The following is a 15724-nucleotide window of genomic DNA, read 5'->3' on the forward strand; positions in this document are numbered from 1 at the left end:
CCGAAACCTTACGGCCCCGGGACGCGAATACGCACCGTCTGTCTGTTAGTTGAGCAAGCTCCCCTGAAGCTCCGCGCGCAGGTCCGGAGTGAGGACGGTCCCGGCGCGGTCGACGAGAAGTGCCATCTCGTACCCAATGAGGCCGATGTCCGCTTCTGGGTGGGCGAGTACGGCAAGGGAGGACCCGTCGGAGATGGACATGATGAAGAGAAATCCTCGCTCCATCTCCACAACGGTCTGGGTCACCGAGCCGCCCTCGAAGATCCGGGAGGCCCCGGCCGTGAGGGAGGTGAGACCCGACGCGACCGCGGCGAGCTGATCGGCTCGGTCGCGCGGGAAACCCTCGGACATCGCCAGAAGGAGTCCGTCGGCGGAGACCACCACGGTGTGGGACACCCCGGGGGTGTTCTCCACGAAGTTGGTGATCAACCAGTTCAGGTTCTGCGCCGCCTGGCTCATCGGGCTCACACTAACGCTCCTGGTTGTAGGTGCTATCAGGGCTGAAGCCCTGGCCATTCGTGTCACTGCCCGCGCTGCGGCCCCGCTGGACGCCGCGGCGCAGGTTGCTCAGCCTGCCGCGTACTTCCTCGGGGTCGCGGGAGACCTGGGGGCCGCCCTGCGGGGTCTGCTCCGCCGTGCCCTCGACCAGGTTGGCCTTGGGCACCCGCCGCGGAAGACCGGACGGGGTGACCCCGCCCGCCTTGGGCTCCCGCAGCTGCTCGGCGCGGTGCCAGCGCTCGTCGTTGGCCGTGCGCCAGCTGTTCGGCTCACCGTCCGGGCTCTCGCCCTCGCGGCCCTCCTCGTCCTGCGCGGCGGGGGCGCTGCCGTTGCCGTTCGCCGCGGTGCCGCCCCGGCGCGGCAGGCCCGCGTCGGTCAGCTCGTGACCGGCCGAGGGGGGCGTCTGGGCGGGGCCCGGACGGTCGAAGCCTACGTGCTCCGGCTCGGCCGCGGCAGCCGCCGGAGCCGATTCCGCTTCGGGAGCGTACTCGCCCTGGTAGGGCTCCTGGTAGCTGTCACGCAGCGGCCAGTCGTCCTGGTGGGAACGGGCCGGGTAGGTGGCGAAGGGCTCCTCCTTGCCCCCCGCGGCGGCCTCGTGGCCGCCCTGACCGGGCTCCGCATACGCGCCGTCCTGGTAGCCGTCCTGCGTCGTGTAGTACGCGTCGTCGTACCCGGCCTGTGCGGGCTGCGCGGCCTGGCCCTGGTCGTACGTCGGCTGTCCGTCGTAGCCGGTGTCGTAACCGCCCTGGCCCTGGTCGTAGCCGGACGCCTGCGCGCCGTCGTACGCCTGCTGGGGGTCGTACTGCTCCTCGTAACCGGTCCGGGGCGTCTCGTACGCGCCCTGGTCCTGGTACGCCTGGGGCTGCCCGTACGCCTCCTGGCCACCCTGTGGCTCTTCGGGGTACAGCGGGCGGCCGGACTGGGCCTGTGCCTCCAGGGCCGCGCGACGCTCCTCGCGCATCAGGGAACGGCCCACCGGGTCGAGCTGGCCGCCCTGCCCCTCGGCGCCCTCGCCGTGGTAGGCGGTGTCGTCGAAGCCCAGCTCGGCGGCCGTGCGCAGCGGCTCGGCCGCCTGCGCCTGCTGCTCGGGGATGATCGAGGAGACCGTGAACTCGTTGTCCTGCGGGTGGAGTTCGCCGCCGCCACCGTGCGTGATGACCTCCGGCAGCATGACGAGCGAGGTGGTGCCCGCCTGCTCGCCCGAGGGGCGCAGCTGGACCCGGATGCCGTGCCGGTCCGCCAGGCGGCCGACCACGAACAGGCCCATGCGCTGCGAGATCGCGGCGTCCACGGTCGGCGGGTTGGCGAGCCGGTGGTTGATGTCCGCGAAGTCCTCGGCGGTCAGGCCGATGCCCTTGTCGTGGATCTCGACCATCACGCGGCCGTCGGGGAGCCGGGTCGCGGTGACCCTGACCTTGGTCTGCGGCGAGGAGAACGTGGTGGCGTTCTCCAGGAGCTCGGCGAGCAGGTGCACGAGGTCGGTCACGGCCAGGCCGTGGATCTCGGCCTCCGGGACGCCCGACAGCTCGATGCGCTCGTACTGCTCCACCTCGGAGGAGGCGGCGCGCAGCACGTCCACGAGCGGCACCGGCTGGTCCCAGCGGCGGCCCGGCTCCTCGCCGGACAGCACGAGGAGGTTCTCGCCGTTGCGCCGCATGCGGGTCGCCAGGTGGTCCAGGCGGAAGAGGCTCTCCAGCTGGTCCGGGTCGGCCTCGTTGTTCTCCAGGTCGGTGATGAGGGTCAGCTGGCCCTCGATCAGCGACTGGTTGCGACGCGAGAGGTTGGTGAAGATCGCGTTGATGTTGCCGCGGAGCAGGGCCTGCTCGGAGGCGAGCCGGACGGCTTCGCGGTGCACCTGGTCGAAGGCGCGGGCGACCTCGCCGATCTCGTCCGTGGTGGTGATCGGGATCGGCTGGACGCGGGTGTCCACGCGGCCCGGGTCGGTGCGCGAGAGCTGGTCGACCAGCATCGGCAGGCGCTGCTCGGCGATGCCGAAGGCGGCCGTGCGCAGGGAGCGCATCGAGCGGCTCATCTGGCGGGCCATGAGCCCGGCGAGGACGAAGGCGGCGAGCAGGGCGACGACGACGGCGGCACCGGTGATGAAGGCGTCGGTCTTGGCGTCGTCGGCGATGCCGGAGGCCTCGCTCACGGCCTTGTCGGTGAGGTCCGCCTCGATGGCGCGGTACGCGCCGAACTTGGCGGTGGTGGCCGCCCACAGCACCTTGCTGTCGACGCCCTTGCCCGCAAGCTCGACCCGCGAGCTCGGCCGGGTGTCCGGCATGCTCAGGATGAGCTCGAGCATCTTCTCGCCCTGCGGCGGCGGGACGTACTTCTTGCCCGCGGCGCGCGCCTCGGCGGCCCTCTGCTCGGCCTGCTTGGCGGCGTCGGCGATCAGCCGCTTCCTGGCCTCCTCCAGCTTCCGCACGTCCGAGGGCGTGCCGCCGCCGGTGTACTCCTCGATGGCGATGCGCTCGAGGTAGGCGTACGAGGAGAAGGAGACCTTCTGCTTGGTGAAGTCGCCCTGGGTCGGGCCCGGCTTCTCCAGCAGGTGGGTGCCGATGGAGCGCTGCAGCGAGAGCGCGGCCTTGGCCAGGGACACCGCGTAGACGGTGCGGCCGTAGGAGGTGATGTTGCCGGTGCCGAGGCCGAGTTCGTTGGCGAACTCCATCAGCGGGTGCTGGATGGCGACGTAGCCCTCTTCGGTCCGCACACCGGGCAGCTTGCTGGTGTACGCGGCCTGGCGCAGGCCCTCCAGCTTGGGCTCGACCTTCTTGAAGGTGGCGAGCCGGCGCTCCAGGCCCTCCTTGTGCGGCATGTCCTCGGCGGCGTCGGCGAAGACGGCGGCGGCCCGGTCGGTGGCCTTGCGGGCCTTGGCCACGTCCGGGTCGTTCTTCTTGCCGCCCAGCAGGGGCGCGGCGGAGACGTCGCGCTCCTCGATGAGGCGGTTGCCGTAGTCCAGCGAAGCGCGCACCAGACGGGCCGTGGCCTCGGCGTCGCGGGCCTCGTCCCAGGTGTCGATGGCGCCCTTGACCTGGAAGCCGCCCATGACGAGACCCACGAGCACGGGTATGAGGAGGATCGCGTTGAGGCGGGTCGGCACGCGCCAGTTCCGGGGCGAGAGCCGCCCGCCGGAGGCGGGCTGTGGCTCGCCGCCGGGTACGTCCGCGGACGACGACGGCGTCGCCGCTCGCGGGGGCGGGGTGAAGTTGCCCCGCGTGTCCCGGTCCGGGGGTGCGGGGCTCGTCTTGCTTCGCCTCACTCGACCAACAACCTCTCGGCGGCGGCTCCCGCGCTGGTGCCGCTGTCGTCTCCAAAGGCCCGTGCTACTGGGCAGTTCAGCGCATTCCAGCACGTCAGGTGGTGCTCCTCCAAACAGTAGGAGCGCGGCGATCCGAGTGGTGCAAGCCTCAGATAAATCGGTCATAAAGAGCGAGCCCCGCCAAAAGGCGGGGCCCTTGTGAGCACAGTGATACCGGCCGACCGCGATGTGTGGCCGCGTCGGCGGAATTCTCTGTCGAAACGTTATGAACACGGCAGCCGTCCGTGTCAAAGGACACAGATCGTTCCGTGCGATGTACGGCAACTTCCGTATGGTCCCGCCTACTTGAGTCGTGCCATGAGCGCGTGCTCGACCAGCGTGATCAGGCCACTCTTTGCTTCCGCACGCTGTCGGGCATCTGTCGTGATGATGGGGGTGTCCGGGCCGAGCTGCAGCGCTTCGCGGACCTCGTCTGGAGTGTAGGGCTGCTGGCCGTCGAAGCCGTTGAGGGCGATGACGAAGGGCAGCCCGGAGTTCTCGAAGTAGTCCACAGCGGGAAAGCAGTCGGCCAGGCGCCGGGTGTCGACCAGGACGATGGCACCGATCGCGCCGCGCACCAGGTCGTCCCACATGAACCAGAAGCGGTCCTGGCCCGGGGTGCCGAACAGATACAGGATCAGATCCTGGTCAAGGGTGATGCGGCCGAAATCCATCGCCACCGTGGTGGTGGTCTTGTCACCGGTATGCGTGAGGTCGTCAATGCCCGCTGACGCGGACGTCATCACCGCTTCGGTGCGCAGCGGATTGATCTCCGAGACCGCGCCGACGAACGTGGTCTTGCCCACGCCGAAGCCGCCCGCCACCACGATCTTGGCCGACGTGGTGGACCGGCCCGCGGCGGCGGAGTCCGCGAAGCCGCCCGCGCTAGAGCTTGCGAAGTCCACTGAGCACCCTTTCGAGCAGAGTCACGTCTGGCTGGCCACCGGTGTTCTCGTCACCGCCGGGCTGGTGGATCGCGACGAGCCCGGCCTCGGCCAGGTCGGCCACCAGGATGCGGGCGACGCCGAGCGGCATCGAGAGCAGCGCGGACACCTCGGCCACCGACTTGACCTCGCGGCACAGGTGGCAGATCCGCTGGTGCTCGGGGAGCAGCCCCATCAGCTGGGCCGGGTCCGCCGTGGTGCTGACCAGCGCCTCGATCGCGAGCTGGTAGCGGGGCCTGGTCCGGCCACCGGTCATCGCGTACGGGCGCACCAGCGGCTGGTCGCCCTCGTAGCCGTATCCGGCTTGGGCGCCGTACGGGTCATGAGAGGCGGTGGGCGGGTTCATGGATCCTCCGGGCGGGACAGCAGTTCGTCTGCGTTCCGTCTGACACCAGCCTGGTGGGGGCATGAGTGGCGGCCGGACGGTGGGTGGTTGGGTACGGATCGGACGTCCCCGGCCTGTGGGGTGGCCGGGGGCTGCGGCGGGCCTGGCCCGCGCGCCGGCTAGTGCAGCAGGCTGCCCTGGAGCTCGGCGCGCAGGTCCGGGGTGAGGACGGTGCCCGCACGGTCGACGAGCAGCGCCATCTCGTACCCGACGAGGCCGATGTCGCACTCCGGGTGCGCGAGCACCGCCAGGGACGAGCCGTCGGAGATGGACATGAGGAACAGGAAGCCGCGCTCCATCTCCACGACGGTCTGCGTGACCGCCCCGCCCTCGAAGATCCGGGAGGCCCCGGCGGTGAGGGAGGTCAGGCCGGAGGCGACGGCCGCGAGCTGGTCGGCGCGGTCGCGCGGAAAGCCCTCGGACATCGCGAGAAGCAGGCCGTCGGCGGAGACCACGACCGTGTGGGACACCCCGGGGGTGTTCTCCACGAAGTTGGTGATCAACCAGTTCAGGTTCTGTGCCGCCTGGCTCATCGGACTCAACTAACGCTCCTGCTGGTGAGTGGGGCGAGGGAAACTGCCGGTCTGGCCGGTACCGGCCTGGCGACCCTGCTGAATGCCCCGACGGAGATTGGTCAGCCGGCCGCGCACGTCGTCGGGCGCGCGCGAGACCTGCGGACCCGAGCTGTCCTGCGCCTGCTGTGCGGTGCCCGCCACGAGGTTCGCCCGTGGCACGCGGCGCGGGAGGCCGGAGGTGGTGACGCCGCCCGCGGAGGGCTGCCGGACGCGCTCGGCCTGGCGGCCCAGCTCGTCGTTCGGCGTGGCGCGCCAAGCGGTGTTGCCGGTGGTGCTGTTCGGGTGCTGCTGGTGCTGCGCGTTCTGCTGGTTCTGGGGGGCGCCCGGGCCGCTCTGGCCGGGCTGGGCGTGCTGCTGCCCCTGCGGGCCCGGGGCCTGGAAGCCGCCCGGACGCGGGGACGGCGGCGGGGTCCCGGGGGACTGCTGCGGCGGACGCGCGCCCTGCGGGCGGGCGCCCTGGGGACGCGTGCCGTCGAGCGGCCGCTGCGGCTCGCGCTGCGGGAGCTGCGGCTCCCGGCGGGGCAGCCGGGCCCCGCGCTGCGGAAGCTGCTGAGACTGCTGGGGCTGCTGGGCCTGCGGCGCACCGGCGTCCGGGCGGCGGCCCCCCGGCTCCTGGCCGCGCTGCGGCAGCTCGGGGCGGTGGCCCTGCTCGCCCTGCCGGGTGCGCTCGGCCTGCTGGCGCTCCTGCTCGGCCCGGGCCTGGCGCTCCTGCTCGGCGCGCTCCTGCTGGGCCCGCTGCTCCTGTTCGGCCTGCGCCTGCGCCTGCTGCGAGAACCAGTTGGTCTCCAGCGTGTCGTACAGCGGCGTACGGCCGTCCAGCGGACCGGACGCGGGCGGCAGGGCCTCCGGCTCGGTCTGCTGCGGCTCGGGCGCCTGCGGAAGCTGGGCCTGGGGGCGCTGCGCCTGCTGCCCGCCCTGGTCCAGATCGGCGCGCGGGGCCTGCTCGCGGCGGGGCGCGGGCGGCCGCGGCACCGAGAACTCACCGGTGGCGTGCGGCGACTGGGGCGCCTGCGGCGACTGGCCCGCCTGCGGCGACTGGCCCGCCTGCGGCGGCTGGGGCGCCTGCGGGGCCGGGCCCGCGGGGCCGCCGAAGACGTCGGAGCGCACGAACTCGCCGGTGGCGCCGCTCTGCGCGGCCCCCTGCGTGCCGGGCGGCGGCCCGTCGAAGTCGGGGCGGTCGAACTGCGCGGTCGAGCCCGGGCCCTGGAGGTCGTCGGCGATCCCCGCGGGCTGCGCGAACTGGCCGGTGGACTCGGGCTCCTCGTGGCCGCGCGGAGCGTCGAAGGGCTCGCGCGAGACCTGCGGCTGCGCGTTCTCGTCGCTCCAGCTGGGCACGCGGGGCTGCTGCGGGCTGCCACCGGGCAGCTCGGCCCGAGGGCCGCCGCGCGGCGGCAGCTGCGGCCTGCGGTCCTGCTCACCCGGGCCGGAGCCCGCGCCAGAGCCCGCGCCCGGGCCGGACCCGACGGCCTGACCCGCGTCGTTCGTCCGCTGCTGAGGCACCGGAGGCTGCGGCATGCTGCCCGCCCCGGCACGGTTGCCGCCCTGGCCCTGGCCGAAGGCACCGGGACCGCTCGCGAGGCCGCCCGGCGCCACCGGGGACCCGGCCGAGGGCGCGCCCTGGCCGTTGCCGCGCGAGGGCAGCGCCGCCCGCGGGCCCGAGCCCGCGACCTGGCCGCGCTGGGCACCGGCGGCGGGGCCGACCTGGTTGTTCTGGCGGGCGCGGGCCGCGCCGCTCAGACCGGCCGCCACACCGCCTCCGCGGCGCGCGGCTGCGGCACCCGCGGCGGCCTGGGCCGCGGCGGGACCGCCGGTCGGCGCCGGGGCGCCGGGCTGGCCCGGGCCCTTCTTGCCGCCCTGGGCGACGTCGACGGGCAGCATGACGAGCGCGGTCGTACCGCCGGAGTCCGAGGGCCGCAGCTGGATGCGGATGCCGTGGCGCTGCGAGAGGCGGCCGACCACGAACAGGCCCATGCGGCGGGAGACGGAGACGTCCACGGTGGGCGGCGACGCGAGCCGCTCGTTGATCGCGGCGAGGTCCTCGGGGGAGAGGCCGATGCCGGTGTCGTGGATCTCGATGAGCACGCGGCCGTCGGGCAGCGCGTGACCGGTCACCTTGACCTTGGTCTGCGGCGAGGAGAACGAGGTCGCGTTCTCGAGCAGCTCGGCGAGGAGGTGCACGAGGTCGTTGACGACGCGGCCCGCGACGTCGGTGGCGGGCACCGAGGACAGCTCGATGCGCTCGTACTGCTCCACCTCGGAGGCGGCGGCACGCAGGACGTCGACGAGCGGCACGGGCCGCGTCCAGCGGCGGCCGGGCTCCTCACCGGCGAGCACGAGGAGGTTCTCGCCGTTACGGCGCATGCGGGTCGCGAGGTGGTCGAGCTTGAACAGCGACGACAGCTGGTCCGGGTCGGCCTCGCGGGACTCCAGCTCGGAGATGAGCGAGAGCTGGCGCTGGATGAGGCCCTGGGAGCGGCGCGAGAGGTTGGTGAACATCGCGTTGACGTTGCCCCGCAGGAGGGCCTGCTCGGCGGCGAGGCGGACGGCCTCGCGGTGCACGTCGTCGAAGGCCGCGGCCACCTGGCCGATCTCGTCCCGGGAGTGCACACCGACGGACTCCACGGACGTGTCGACGTCCTGCGGGTCGGACTCGGAGAGCTGCTTGACCAGCTCGGGCAGGCGGTCCTGGGCGACCTTGGTGGCGGTGTCCTGGAGCCGGCGCAGCGAGCGGATCATGGACCGGGCCACGACGAAGGCGCCGACGAGCGAGACGCCGAGCACCAGCAGGATGAGCGCACCGTTGAGGATCGCCTGCTGCTCGGACTCGTTCCGCAGCGAGCGGGCCTTCTGCTCCATCTCGTCGAGCAGCGTCAGCTCGATCTTGCCCATCTCCGAGATCTTGGTGGAGTCGGCGTCCACCCAGTCCTTGTAGGAGCGCTTGCCGCGGAGCTTGATGCCGTTGGGCTGTTCGAGCACGCGCTGGGCGTAGGCGTCGGCCCCCTGGATCGTCTGGTTGCCGCGGCTGATGGGAGCGAGCAGCTTCGCGCCGTTGCCGACGTAGATCCGGTTGAAGGACTGGAGCTCGTCCGTCTCCTTCTCGAGCGCCGTGAGGGCGTAGCGGCGGTCGAGGTCGGAGAGCTTGCCGAACTCGCGGTTGTTCGCCGGGAGCGCGGCCGCGATGACGGCCCGCTGGACGGACGCGAACTCCTTGGCGGAGGAGAAGGCCGCCAGGGCGCGGGTGCGCTGGATCATGTCCGGGTTGCTGGTCGCCTGCGCCATGTCCTCGGAGAGCGCGAGGAGCTGCTGGATCAGCTGGCTGTAGCCGTCGACCGTCTGCGAGGACGGGACGTTCTTCTGGTACGCGTCCCGGCGGACGTCCTTGATCTTCTGGAGCTGTCGGGTGATCTGGACCGTGTTCTGCCGGATGCCGAGGAAGCCCTTGTCGCCGTCGCTGTCGTCGACGTTCTGGGTGCCCGACAGGAAGTTCTTGTAGGCGCGGTCCGTCTTCTCCCGCACGCTCTTGACGGTGAAGTCGGTGTCGCTGGCGCCGTGCGAGAGCGGGCCCGCCGACTGGTCGCGCTCCTCCTGGAGGGCGACGGCGAGGCGGGTGGCGTCCTCCGTCAGATCGGTCAGCAGCTTCATGTTGTCGAGCTGCTGGATCTCGTCCATCGACGAGTTGATGCGCAGCGCGCCCAGCGAGGTCGCCGTGATGACGGGGAGCGCGAGGAGCGAGACCAGACGCGTCGAGATGCGCCAGTTGCGCAGGGCTATTCGGGGGCCGGGACCGGGGGGTGTCTTGGCGCCCTTCGCCTTTGTCTCGTCGGCGGGCGTACCGCCGCCCGGCGCGCCCGTACGCGCGGCTCCGGGGCCGTCGCCGGACTGTACCGATGCGGGGTTCTGGGCGTGCTGGGCCGAGGAGCCGCGGTCACTTCCGCCGCGCTCCGGCTCCGCCGCAGCGCTGCCATCCCTCTTGAAACGTCCCTGCACTAGCGTCGCAACCTCTGGACCAGGCGTCCTGCCGCGTGGACGGCGGGACGGTGTCGGCGTCTCGGGGCGTCAGGCACCCCATGGTGGTCGTGAGACCGGCGCTGCTCCCCCTTCCCGCCGCCCTCGGCGCTGCGTTGCGCCCCTGTGCGCCGGTTCGATCCCGCGGCGGTCCCGGGAATTCCAGCACAGTGCAGGATCTCCAACAAGGCCCGTGGTCCAGGCCGACCTCCCTGTGACAGCACGTGAGGACCGCGTCACGAGACGTAGAAACTCAATCCGCCCAAATGGGACTTTCCCGTACGAGACGCGAGGCCGGAGTCGGTGTCCCAGTCTTCATGATCAGGAGCGGAATGGGAGCTTCAGGGGGGCAATGTCCGTTTTCAAGGGCCGTATGGGCAGCCGGAATTGACCCATTTATCCATCCCCTCGTGAGCAAACTCACATGAAGATCATGGCCTCTTCTCGACATTGCGCGGGAATTGCATGTTTAGCCTGACGCTTTACAGGGATGGGGAATCCGACAATCGGCGTCCACTCGGCGGCGCCCCGATCGACAGGGCCACAACGGCAGATGAAGTCCACGCTGATGTTCCGCAACATAGCCAACCCCCGCCGCACCACCCTCGCGCACCTCAAGGACGCCGAGGAGCTGAAGCCCGCGGCGGAGCAGCCGGAGCACGCGGTAGAGCTCCCCACGCAGACCGCCAACCCCAAGCGCACGATCCTCATGGAAGCCCCGTAGGCGTACACAGCCCGTCGGCGACTGAGGACGAGCCGCGAAGCGGCGAAAAGGGGAAGCGGGGCGAAGCCCCATAGACTGGGCCCACCCAGATCACCCGCACAAGCAAAGGGCACCGTCCACGTGCGTATCGCCAGGTTCTCCATCGACGGCAACGTCGCCTTCGGCGCGGTCGAGGGCGACAAGCCGGACGAGCTCGTCGTCGACATCATCAAGGGCAGCCCGTACGGCGACTTCGAGCTGAGCGGCGTCAAGGTCCCGCTGAGCAAGGTCCGCCTCCTCGCCCCCGTCATCGGCCACAAGATCGTGGCCTTCGGGCGGAACTACGCGGCGCACGCCAAGGAGCTCGGCCACGAGGTGCCGGAGGCCCCGTTCGCCTTCTTCAAGCCCGCCACCTCGATGATCGGATCCGGCGACGCCATCCAGTACCCGCCGTTCTCCGAGGAACTGCACCACGAGGCGGAGCTGGCCGTCGTCATCGGCCGCATGTGCCGCGAGGTCCCGCGCGAGCGCGTCAAGGACGTGATCTTCGGCTACACCTGCGCCAACGACGTCACCGCCCGCGACGTGCAGAAGCGCGAGAAGCAGTGGGCCCGGGCCAAGGGCTTCGACACGTCCTGCCCGCTCGGCCCCTGGGTGGAGACGGAGCTCGACCCGAGCGACCTCACGATCCAGTGCACGGTCAACGGCCAGCAGCGCCAGCTCGGCCGCACCTCCGAGATGGTGCACTCCATCGAGGACCTGGTCGTGAACATCTCCGAGGCCATGACGCTGCTGCCCGGCGACGTCATCCTCACCGGCACCCCCGAGGGGGTTGGCCCCCTCAACGTCGGCGACGAGGTCGCCGTCACCATCGAAGGCATCGGCACTCTCACCAACAAGGTGATCAAGCGTGGCTAACGCGACGAACGTACGCGTACGTTTCTGTCCCTCCCCGACCGGCAACCCGCACGTGGGCCTGGTCCGCACCGCCCTGTTCAACTGGGCCTACGCCCGGCACAACGAGGGCACCCTGGTCTTCCGCATCGAGGACACGGACGCCGCCCGCGACTCCGAGGAGTCCTACGAGCAGCTCCTGGACTCCATGCGCTGGCTGGGCTTCGACTGGGACGAGGGCCCCGAGGTCGGCGGCCCGCACGCGCCGTACCGCCAGTCGCAGCGCATGGACATCTACCGGGACGTCGCCGAGAAGCTCCTCGCCGCCGGGCACGCCTACCCGTGCTACTGCACCACCGAGGAGCTGGACGCCCGCCGCGAGGCCGCCCGCGCCGCCGGCAAGCCGTCGGGCTACGACGGCCACTGCCGCGACCTCACCGCCGAGCAGAAGCAGGCGTACGAGGCCGAGGGCCGCAGCCACATCGTCCGCTTCCGGATGCCGGACGAGGCCACCACCTTCACCGACCTGGTCCGCGGCGAGATCACCGTCCAGGCCGAGAACGTCACCGACTACGGCATCGTCCGCGCGAACGGCGCCCCGCTGTACACGCTGGTCAACCCGGTCGACGACGCCCTGATGGAGATCACCCACGTCCTGCGCGGCGAGGACCTGCTCTCCTCGACCCCGCGCCAGATCGCGCTCTACAAGGCGCTGATCGAGCTGGGCATCGCCCAGACGATCCCGCAGTTCGGCCACCTGCCGTACGTCATGGGCGAGGGCAACAAGAAGCTCTCCAAGCGCGACCCGCAGGCGAGCCTGAACCTCTACCGCGAGCGCGGCTTCCTGCCCGAGGGCCTGCTCAACTACCTCTCCCTGCTCGGCTGGTCCTTCTCCGCCGACCAGGACGTCTTCTCGATCGACGAGATGGTCGCGAAGTTCGACCTCGCCGACGTGAACTCCAACCCGGCCCGCTTCGACCTGAAGAAGGCCGAGGCCATCAACGCCGACCACATCCGCATGCTGGACGTGAAGGCGTTCGCCGCGGCCTGCGAGCCGTGGCTGCGCGCCCCGCACGCCCCGTGGGCGCCCGAGGACTTCGACGCGGCCGTCTGGGAGGCGATCGCCCCGCACGCCCAGACCCGGCTCAAGGTCCTCTCGGAGATCACGGACAACGTCGACTTCCTGTTCCTGCCGGAGCCGGTCTTCGACGAGGCCTCCTGGACCAAGGCCATGAAGGAGGGCTCCGACGCGCTCCTGACCACCGCCCGCGCCAAGCTGGAGGCGGCCGACTGGTCGTCCCCCGAGGCCCTCAAGGAGGCCGTCCTGGCCGCCGGTGAGGAGCACGGCCTCAAGCTCGGCAAGGCCCAGGCCCCCGTCCGCGTCGCCGTCACCGGCCGCACGGTCGGCCTGCCCCTCTTCGAGTCCCTGGAGATCCTCGGCAAGGACCGCGCCCTGGCCCGCATCGACGCGGCGCTGGCGAAGCTCGGCGCGTAACGCCGCGTGACCCCGCGCACCGGCGCGCGCACGGCGCGTGGCGGCCCGCGCGCACGGCCCGTACGGTCCGGACGAAAGGGCCCGGAAGCCATCACGGCTTCCGGGCCCTTTCGCGTACGTTCGGAACATGCCGATCAACGCCGTTGAGCCGCAGCGCGCCGCCGGACCGGTCAGGGCCGTCGTCTGGGACGTCGACGACACCCTCTTCGACTACGCGTCCGCCGATCTGGCGGGCATGCGGGCCCACCTCGCCGCCGAGGGCCTCCTCGCCCGGTACGACAGCGCCGATCGCGCCCTGGCCCTGTGGAAGGAGGTCACGGACCGGCACTGGGCCCGCTTCGGCGCCGGTGAGGTGGAGTACTACGCGCAGCGCAGGGACCGCGTCCGCGACTTCCTCGGCGCCGCCCTCGACGACGCGGAGGCCGACGCCTGGTTCGGCCGCTACCTGGGGCACTACGAGGCCGCCTGGGCCCTCTTCCCGGACACCGTGCCCACCCTGGACGCCCTCGCCGGGGACTACCGCCACGCGGTCCTGTCCAACTCGGCGCTCTCCGTGCAGGAGTACAAGCTCAGCGCGCTCGGCGTGCGCGACCGCTTCGAGGCCGTCCTGTGCGCCGCCGACCTCGGCGTCGCCAAACCGGCCCCGGAGGCCTTCCGGGCGGTGTGCGAGGCGCTCGCCCTCGCCCCCGGGGAGATCGCCTACGTCGGCGACGAACCGGACATCGACGCGCGCGGCGCCCGCGACGCGGGCCTGCTCGGCATCTGGCTCGACCGCAACGGCGCGCGGGGGGACGGCCCGTCGGGAGTCCACCGCATCACGAGCCTCACGGAGCTCCCCGCGCTGCTGCGCTCGGATACCCGTTTTGGAGCGCCGTCCACCTTCGGGTAATGTTCTTCCTGCGCCGCCCGAGAGGGCCGAAAGGTCCGGCCGGAAAGCGCAACCGGAACAGAACCCCTCCCGGGGGTTGCGTTCCAGTGGCCTATGGTGTAATTGGCAGCACGACTGATTCTGGTTCAGTTAGTCTTGGTTCGAGTCCAGGTAGGCCAGCTCGCAGAGCTCATCTGCAAAGCCCCCGTTGTGTAGCGGCCTAGCACGCTGCCCTCTCAAGGCAGTAGCGCCGGTTCGAATCCGGTCGGGGGTACAGATCCTTCCCGCGAGGACGGTATGGGTAGCTCCCACCGACCTTGATGCAGGATCGCTAGGGCCCCCGTTGTGTAGCGGCCTAGCACGCCGCCCTCTCAAGGCGGTAGCGCCGGTTCGAATCCGGTCGGGGGTACAAACTGGTCTAAACCATCATTGGTCTATGGTGTAATTGGCAGCACGACTGATTCTGGTTCAGTTAGTCTAGGTTCGAGTCCTGGTAGACCAGCTCGGATCTGCGGCGGTATCAACGCTTGCAAGATCCTCGCCCCCGTTGTGTAGCGGCCTAGCACGCCGCCCTCTCAAGGCGGTAGCGCCGGTTCGAATCCGGTCGGGGGTACAGAGACCGAAGGGCCTCCACCACGGTGGGGGCCCTTCGGCGTTCCCGGGGCCCCGGCCCGCCGGAGCCCGGCCGTGGGGCCGGGCCGCGCCTACTCGATGCCGTACCGCCGCGCCGACTCCTCCTCCTGTGCGAGCCGGTGCAGCGCCCGCAGCACCGGCTCGCACAGGACCGCCGCCGCCACCGCCGTCTCGACCCGCTCCGCCTCCGAGCCGTGCGTCTCCAGGAAGTCGAGATCCAGCTTCGCCGCCGCGTGCATCAACTCCGCGTACGGCGCCAGGCGTTCGGCGTCCCAGGCGTAGCCGAGGCGGTTCAGCGTCGCCACCGCCGCGACCAGGGAGCGGTGCACGGGGGAGAGCTCGGCGAGCTCCCGCGAGGTCTCCCAGCCGAGCCGCCGCAGCAGCAGGTCCACCTCGGCGCGCGCCCCGGCCACGGTCGGATCGGCCTCGTCCGGCTCCGGGCCCTGCGGCAGCGCCCACAGGGCCGCGCCCATGCGGATCGTGCGCCCCAGGGACTCGTCGTCGACGTGCCCGAGGACCTCCTTCGCGGTCGCCACCGGCACCCGGCCCACCTGGATGAGCGCCCGCACCAGACGCAGCCTGCGCAGGTGCTCGTCGTCGTACTCCGCCGTCGTCGCGTTGACCTGACGGCCGGGCGGCAACAGGCCCTCACGCAGGTAGTACTTGATCGTCGCGGTGGACACACCGCTGCGCTCGCTCAGCTCGGCCAGCCGCATCTCTTGCGCCTCCTATCGGGTAGTGGCACTATCCAAGCATGAGCCGGTCGGATAGTGCCGCTCACCAACAGGTCTCAGGGGGAGCCATGCCAGGCAGGTCCGTCACCGCGGGACGCACCACCGCTGACGCCCGGGGGGAGGTGGTGGTGCTCCTGATCGGCATGCGCGTCAACCGCTTCTGGGCCGTGCACCACTGGGGCCCCGTGTTCCTCGCGATGGTCCGCATGCTGCGCGAGCTGGGCCGGGACAAGAGCCTGGGGCTGCTGCGGCACGTCCTGCTCACCGCGTCGCCCCGTACGTACTACGTCGTCCAGTACTGGGAGTCGAAGGAGCAGCTGTACGCGTACGCGCACTCGCCGCGGATGTTCCACCACAAGGCCTGGGCGATCGCCAACCGCAAGGAGCGGGCGGGAAAGGCGCGTGGGCACGTGGGCCTGTGGCACGAGACGTACATCGTGCCGGAGGGCGCGTACGAGGCGATCTATATGGACATGCCCGCCTTCGGCCTCGCGGCGGCGCACGGGCAGGTGCCGGTGGAGCGGCGCGGGCGGCAGGCGAAGGACCGGCTCGCGTACCGGTCGGGCTGACGGCGTGCCGCAGAGCTGACGGCGTGCTGTACGGGCCTTGTGCTGACGGTGTCGTGAAAAGGGGAGAGGGCCCGCCGCGGCGTTGAGGCGGGCCCTCTCCCTGAGGTCGTACGACGGTCGCGC

12 protein-coding genes and 5 tRNA genes are annotated in these 15724 nt (G+C 71.3%); 10 read left to right on the forward strand and 7 right to left on the reverse strand.

Annotation, left to right across the window (positions count from 1 at the left end; genetic code table 11):
• Positions 1–45 precede the first annotated feature (45 nt).
• The 6 genes from ACIG3E_RS19285 to ACIG3E_RS19310 all read right to left on the reverse strand — a co-directional run bounded on the left by ACIG3E_RS19285 (position 46) and on the right by ACIG3E_RS19310 (position 9687).
• On the reverse strand, positions 46–459 hold the full coding sequence (locus ACIG3E_RS19285; protein WP_030676106.1) for a roadblock/LC7 domain-containing protein: 414 nt from the start codon (positions 457–459) through the stop codon (positions 46–48).
• A 10-nt stretch (positions 460–469) separates the two neighbouring features.
• On the reverse strand, positions 470–3757 hold the full coding sequence (locus ACIG3E_RS19290) for a nitrate- and nitrite sensing domain-containing protein (RefSeq protein ID WP_399617509.1): 3288 nt from the start codon (positions 3755–3757) through the stop codon (positions 470–472).
• A gap of 341 nt (positions 3758–4098) precedes the next feature.
• Complete coding sequence (locus ACIG3E_RS19295; RefSeq protein WP_366790039.1) at positions 4099–4701, reverse strand: ATP/GTP-binding protein; 603 nt, start codon at positions 4699–4701, stop codon at positions 4099–4101.
• Positions 4682–5086 (reverse strand): DUF742 domain-containing protein, encoded by a 405-nt coding sequence (locus tag ACIG3E_RS19300; protein WP_030676098.1) that lies wholly within the window; start codon positions 5084–5086, stop codon positions 4682–4684. The genes ACIG3E_RS19295 and ACIG3E_RS19300 overlap by 20 nt, the downstream gene beginning before the upstream one ends.
• Before the next feature lie 158 nt (positions 5087–5244).
• Positions 5245–5658 (reverse strand): roadblock/LC7 domain-containing protein, encoded by a 414-nt coding sequence (locus tag ACIG3E_RS19305; RefSeq protein WP_030676095.1) that lies wholly within the window; start codon positions 5656–5658, stop codon positions 5245–5247.
• A 9-nt stretch (positions 5659–5667) separates the two neighbouring features.
• The gene (locus ACIG3E_RS19310; RefSeq protein ID WP_399617514.1) at positions 5668–9687 is read right to left on the reverse strand and encodes a nitrate- and nitrite sensing domain-containing protein; all 4020 of its coding nucleotides are present in this window, start codon (positions 9685–9687) and stop codon (positions 5668–5670) included.
• A gap of 586 nt (positions 9688–10273) precedes the next feature.
• Here ACIG3E_RS19310 and ACIG3E_RS19315 point away from each other — a divergent pair.
• From ACIG3E_RS19315 to ACIG3E_RS19355, 9 genes are all read left to right on the forward strand, one after another.
• Entirely contained in the window at positions 10274–10429 is a 156-nt protein-coding gene (locus tag ACIG3E_RS19315; protein ID WP_399617866.1) for a hypothetical protein, read from the forward strand.
• A gap of 120 nt (positions 10430–10549) precedes the next feature.
• Positions 10550–11326 carry a fumarylacetoacetate hydrolase family protein gene (locus ACIG3E_RS19320; RefSeq protein ID WP_399617517.1) on the forward strand — a complete coding sequence of 259 codons (777 nt, stop codon included), beginning with the start codon at positions 10550–10552 and terminating at the stop codon, positions 11324–11326.
• On the forward strand, positions 11319–12797 hold the full coding sequence (gltX, locus tag ACIG3E_RS19325; RefSeq protein WP_399617520.1) for a glutamate--tRNA ligase: 1479 nt from the start codon (positions 11319–11321) through the stop codon (positions 12795–12797). The genes ACIG3E_RS19320 and gltX overlap by 8 nt, the downstream gene beginning before the upstream one ends.
• A 127-nt stretch (positions 12798–12924) precedes the next feature.
• Positions 12925–13686: an HAD family hydrolase gene (locus ACIG3E_RS19330; protein WP_399617523.1), complete on the forward strand. Its 762-nt coding sequence runs from the start codon at positions 12925–12927 to the stop codon at positions 13684–13686.
• Between the two features lie 87 nt (positions 13687–13773).
• Positions 13774–13845: transfer RNA gene (locus tag ACIG3E_RS19335), tRNA-Gln, on the forward strand.
• A 21-nt stretch (positions 13846–13866) separates the two neighbouring features.
• Positions 13867–13939: transfer RNA gene (locus ACIG3E_RS19340), tRNA-Glu, on the forward strand.
• 62 nt (positions 13940–14001) lie between these two features.
• Positions 14002–14074: transfer RNA gene (locus tag ACIG3E_RS19345), tRNA-Glu, on the forward strand.
• Positions 14075–14095: 21 nt separating this feature from the next.
• Positions 14096–14167: transfer RNA gene (locus tag ACIG3E_RS19350), tRNA-Gln, on the forward strand.
• 38 nt (positions 14168–14205) lie between these two features.
• Positions 14206–14278 (forward strand) — tRNA-Glu (locus tag ACIG3E_RS19355).
• A 91-nt stretch (positions 14279–14369) separates the two neighbouring features.
• Here the strand turns inward: ACIG3E_RS19355 and ACIG3E_RS19360 are convergent.
• Positions 14370–15014: a MerR family transcriptional regulator gene (locus tag ACIG3E_RS19360; RefSeq protein ID WP_399617525.1), complete on the reverse strand. Its 645-nt coding sequence runs from the start codon at positions 15012–15014 to the stop codon at positions 14370–14372.
• A gap of 86 nt (positions 15015–15100) precedes the next feature.
• On the opposite strand from ACIG3E_RS19360, the gene ACIG3E_RS19365 reads away from it, so the two are divergent.
• A complete protein-coding gene (locus ACIG3E_RS19365; protein ID WP_399617528.1) occupies positions 15101–15601 on the forward strand; it encodes a DUF4188 domain-containing protein in 501 nt (166 codons plus the stop codon).
• The last annotated feature ends 123 nt before the right edge of the window (positions 15602–15724 follow it).

This window comes from Streptomyces sp. NPDC053474, from assembly GCF_044544845.1.
Taxonomy (GTDB): Bacteria; Actinomycetota; Actinomycetes; order Streptomycetales; family Streptomycetaceae; genus Streptomyces.

Excerpts from the sequence above, each read along its gene's own strand:
- ACIG3E_RS19300 (WP_030676098.1), bottom strand. The coding sequence starts at position 5,086 with ATGAACCCGCCCACCGCCTCTCATGACCCGTACGGCGCCCAAGCCGGA.
- ACIG3E_RS19285 (WP_030676106.1), bottom strand. The coding sequence starts at position 459 with ATGAGCCAGGCGGCGCAGAACCTGAACTGGTTGATCACCAACTTCGTG.
- ACIG3E_RS19305 (WP_030676095.1), bottom strand. The coding sequence starts at position 5,658 with ATGAGCCAGGCGGCACAGAACCTGAACTGGTTGATCACCAACTTCGTG.
- ACIG3E_RS19330 (WP_399617523.1), top strand. The coding sequence starts at position 12,925 with ATGCCGATCAACGCCGTTGAGCCGCAGCGCGCCGCCGGACCGGTCAGG.
- ACIG3E_RS19315 (WP_399617866.1), top strand. The coding sequence starts at position 10,274 with ATGTTCCGCAACATAGCCAACCCCCGCCGCACCACCCTCGCGCACCTC.
- ACIG3E_RS19365 (WP_399617528.1), top strand. The coding sequence starts at position 15,101 with ATGCCAGGCAGGTCCGTCACCGCGGGACGCACCACCGCTGACGCCCGG.
- ACIG3E_RS19360 (WP_399617525.1), bottom strand. The coding sequence starts at position 15,014 with ATGCGGCTGGCCGAGCTGAGCGAGCGCAGCGGTGTGTCCACCGCGACG.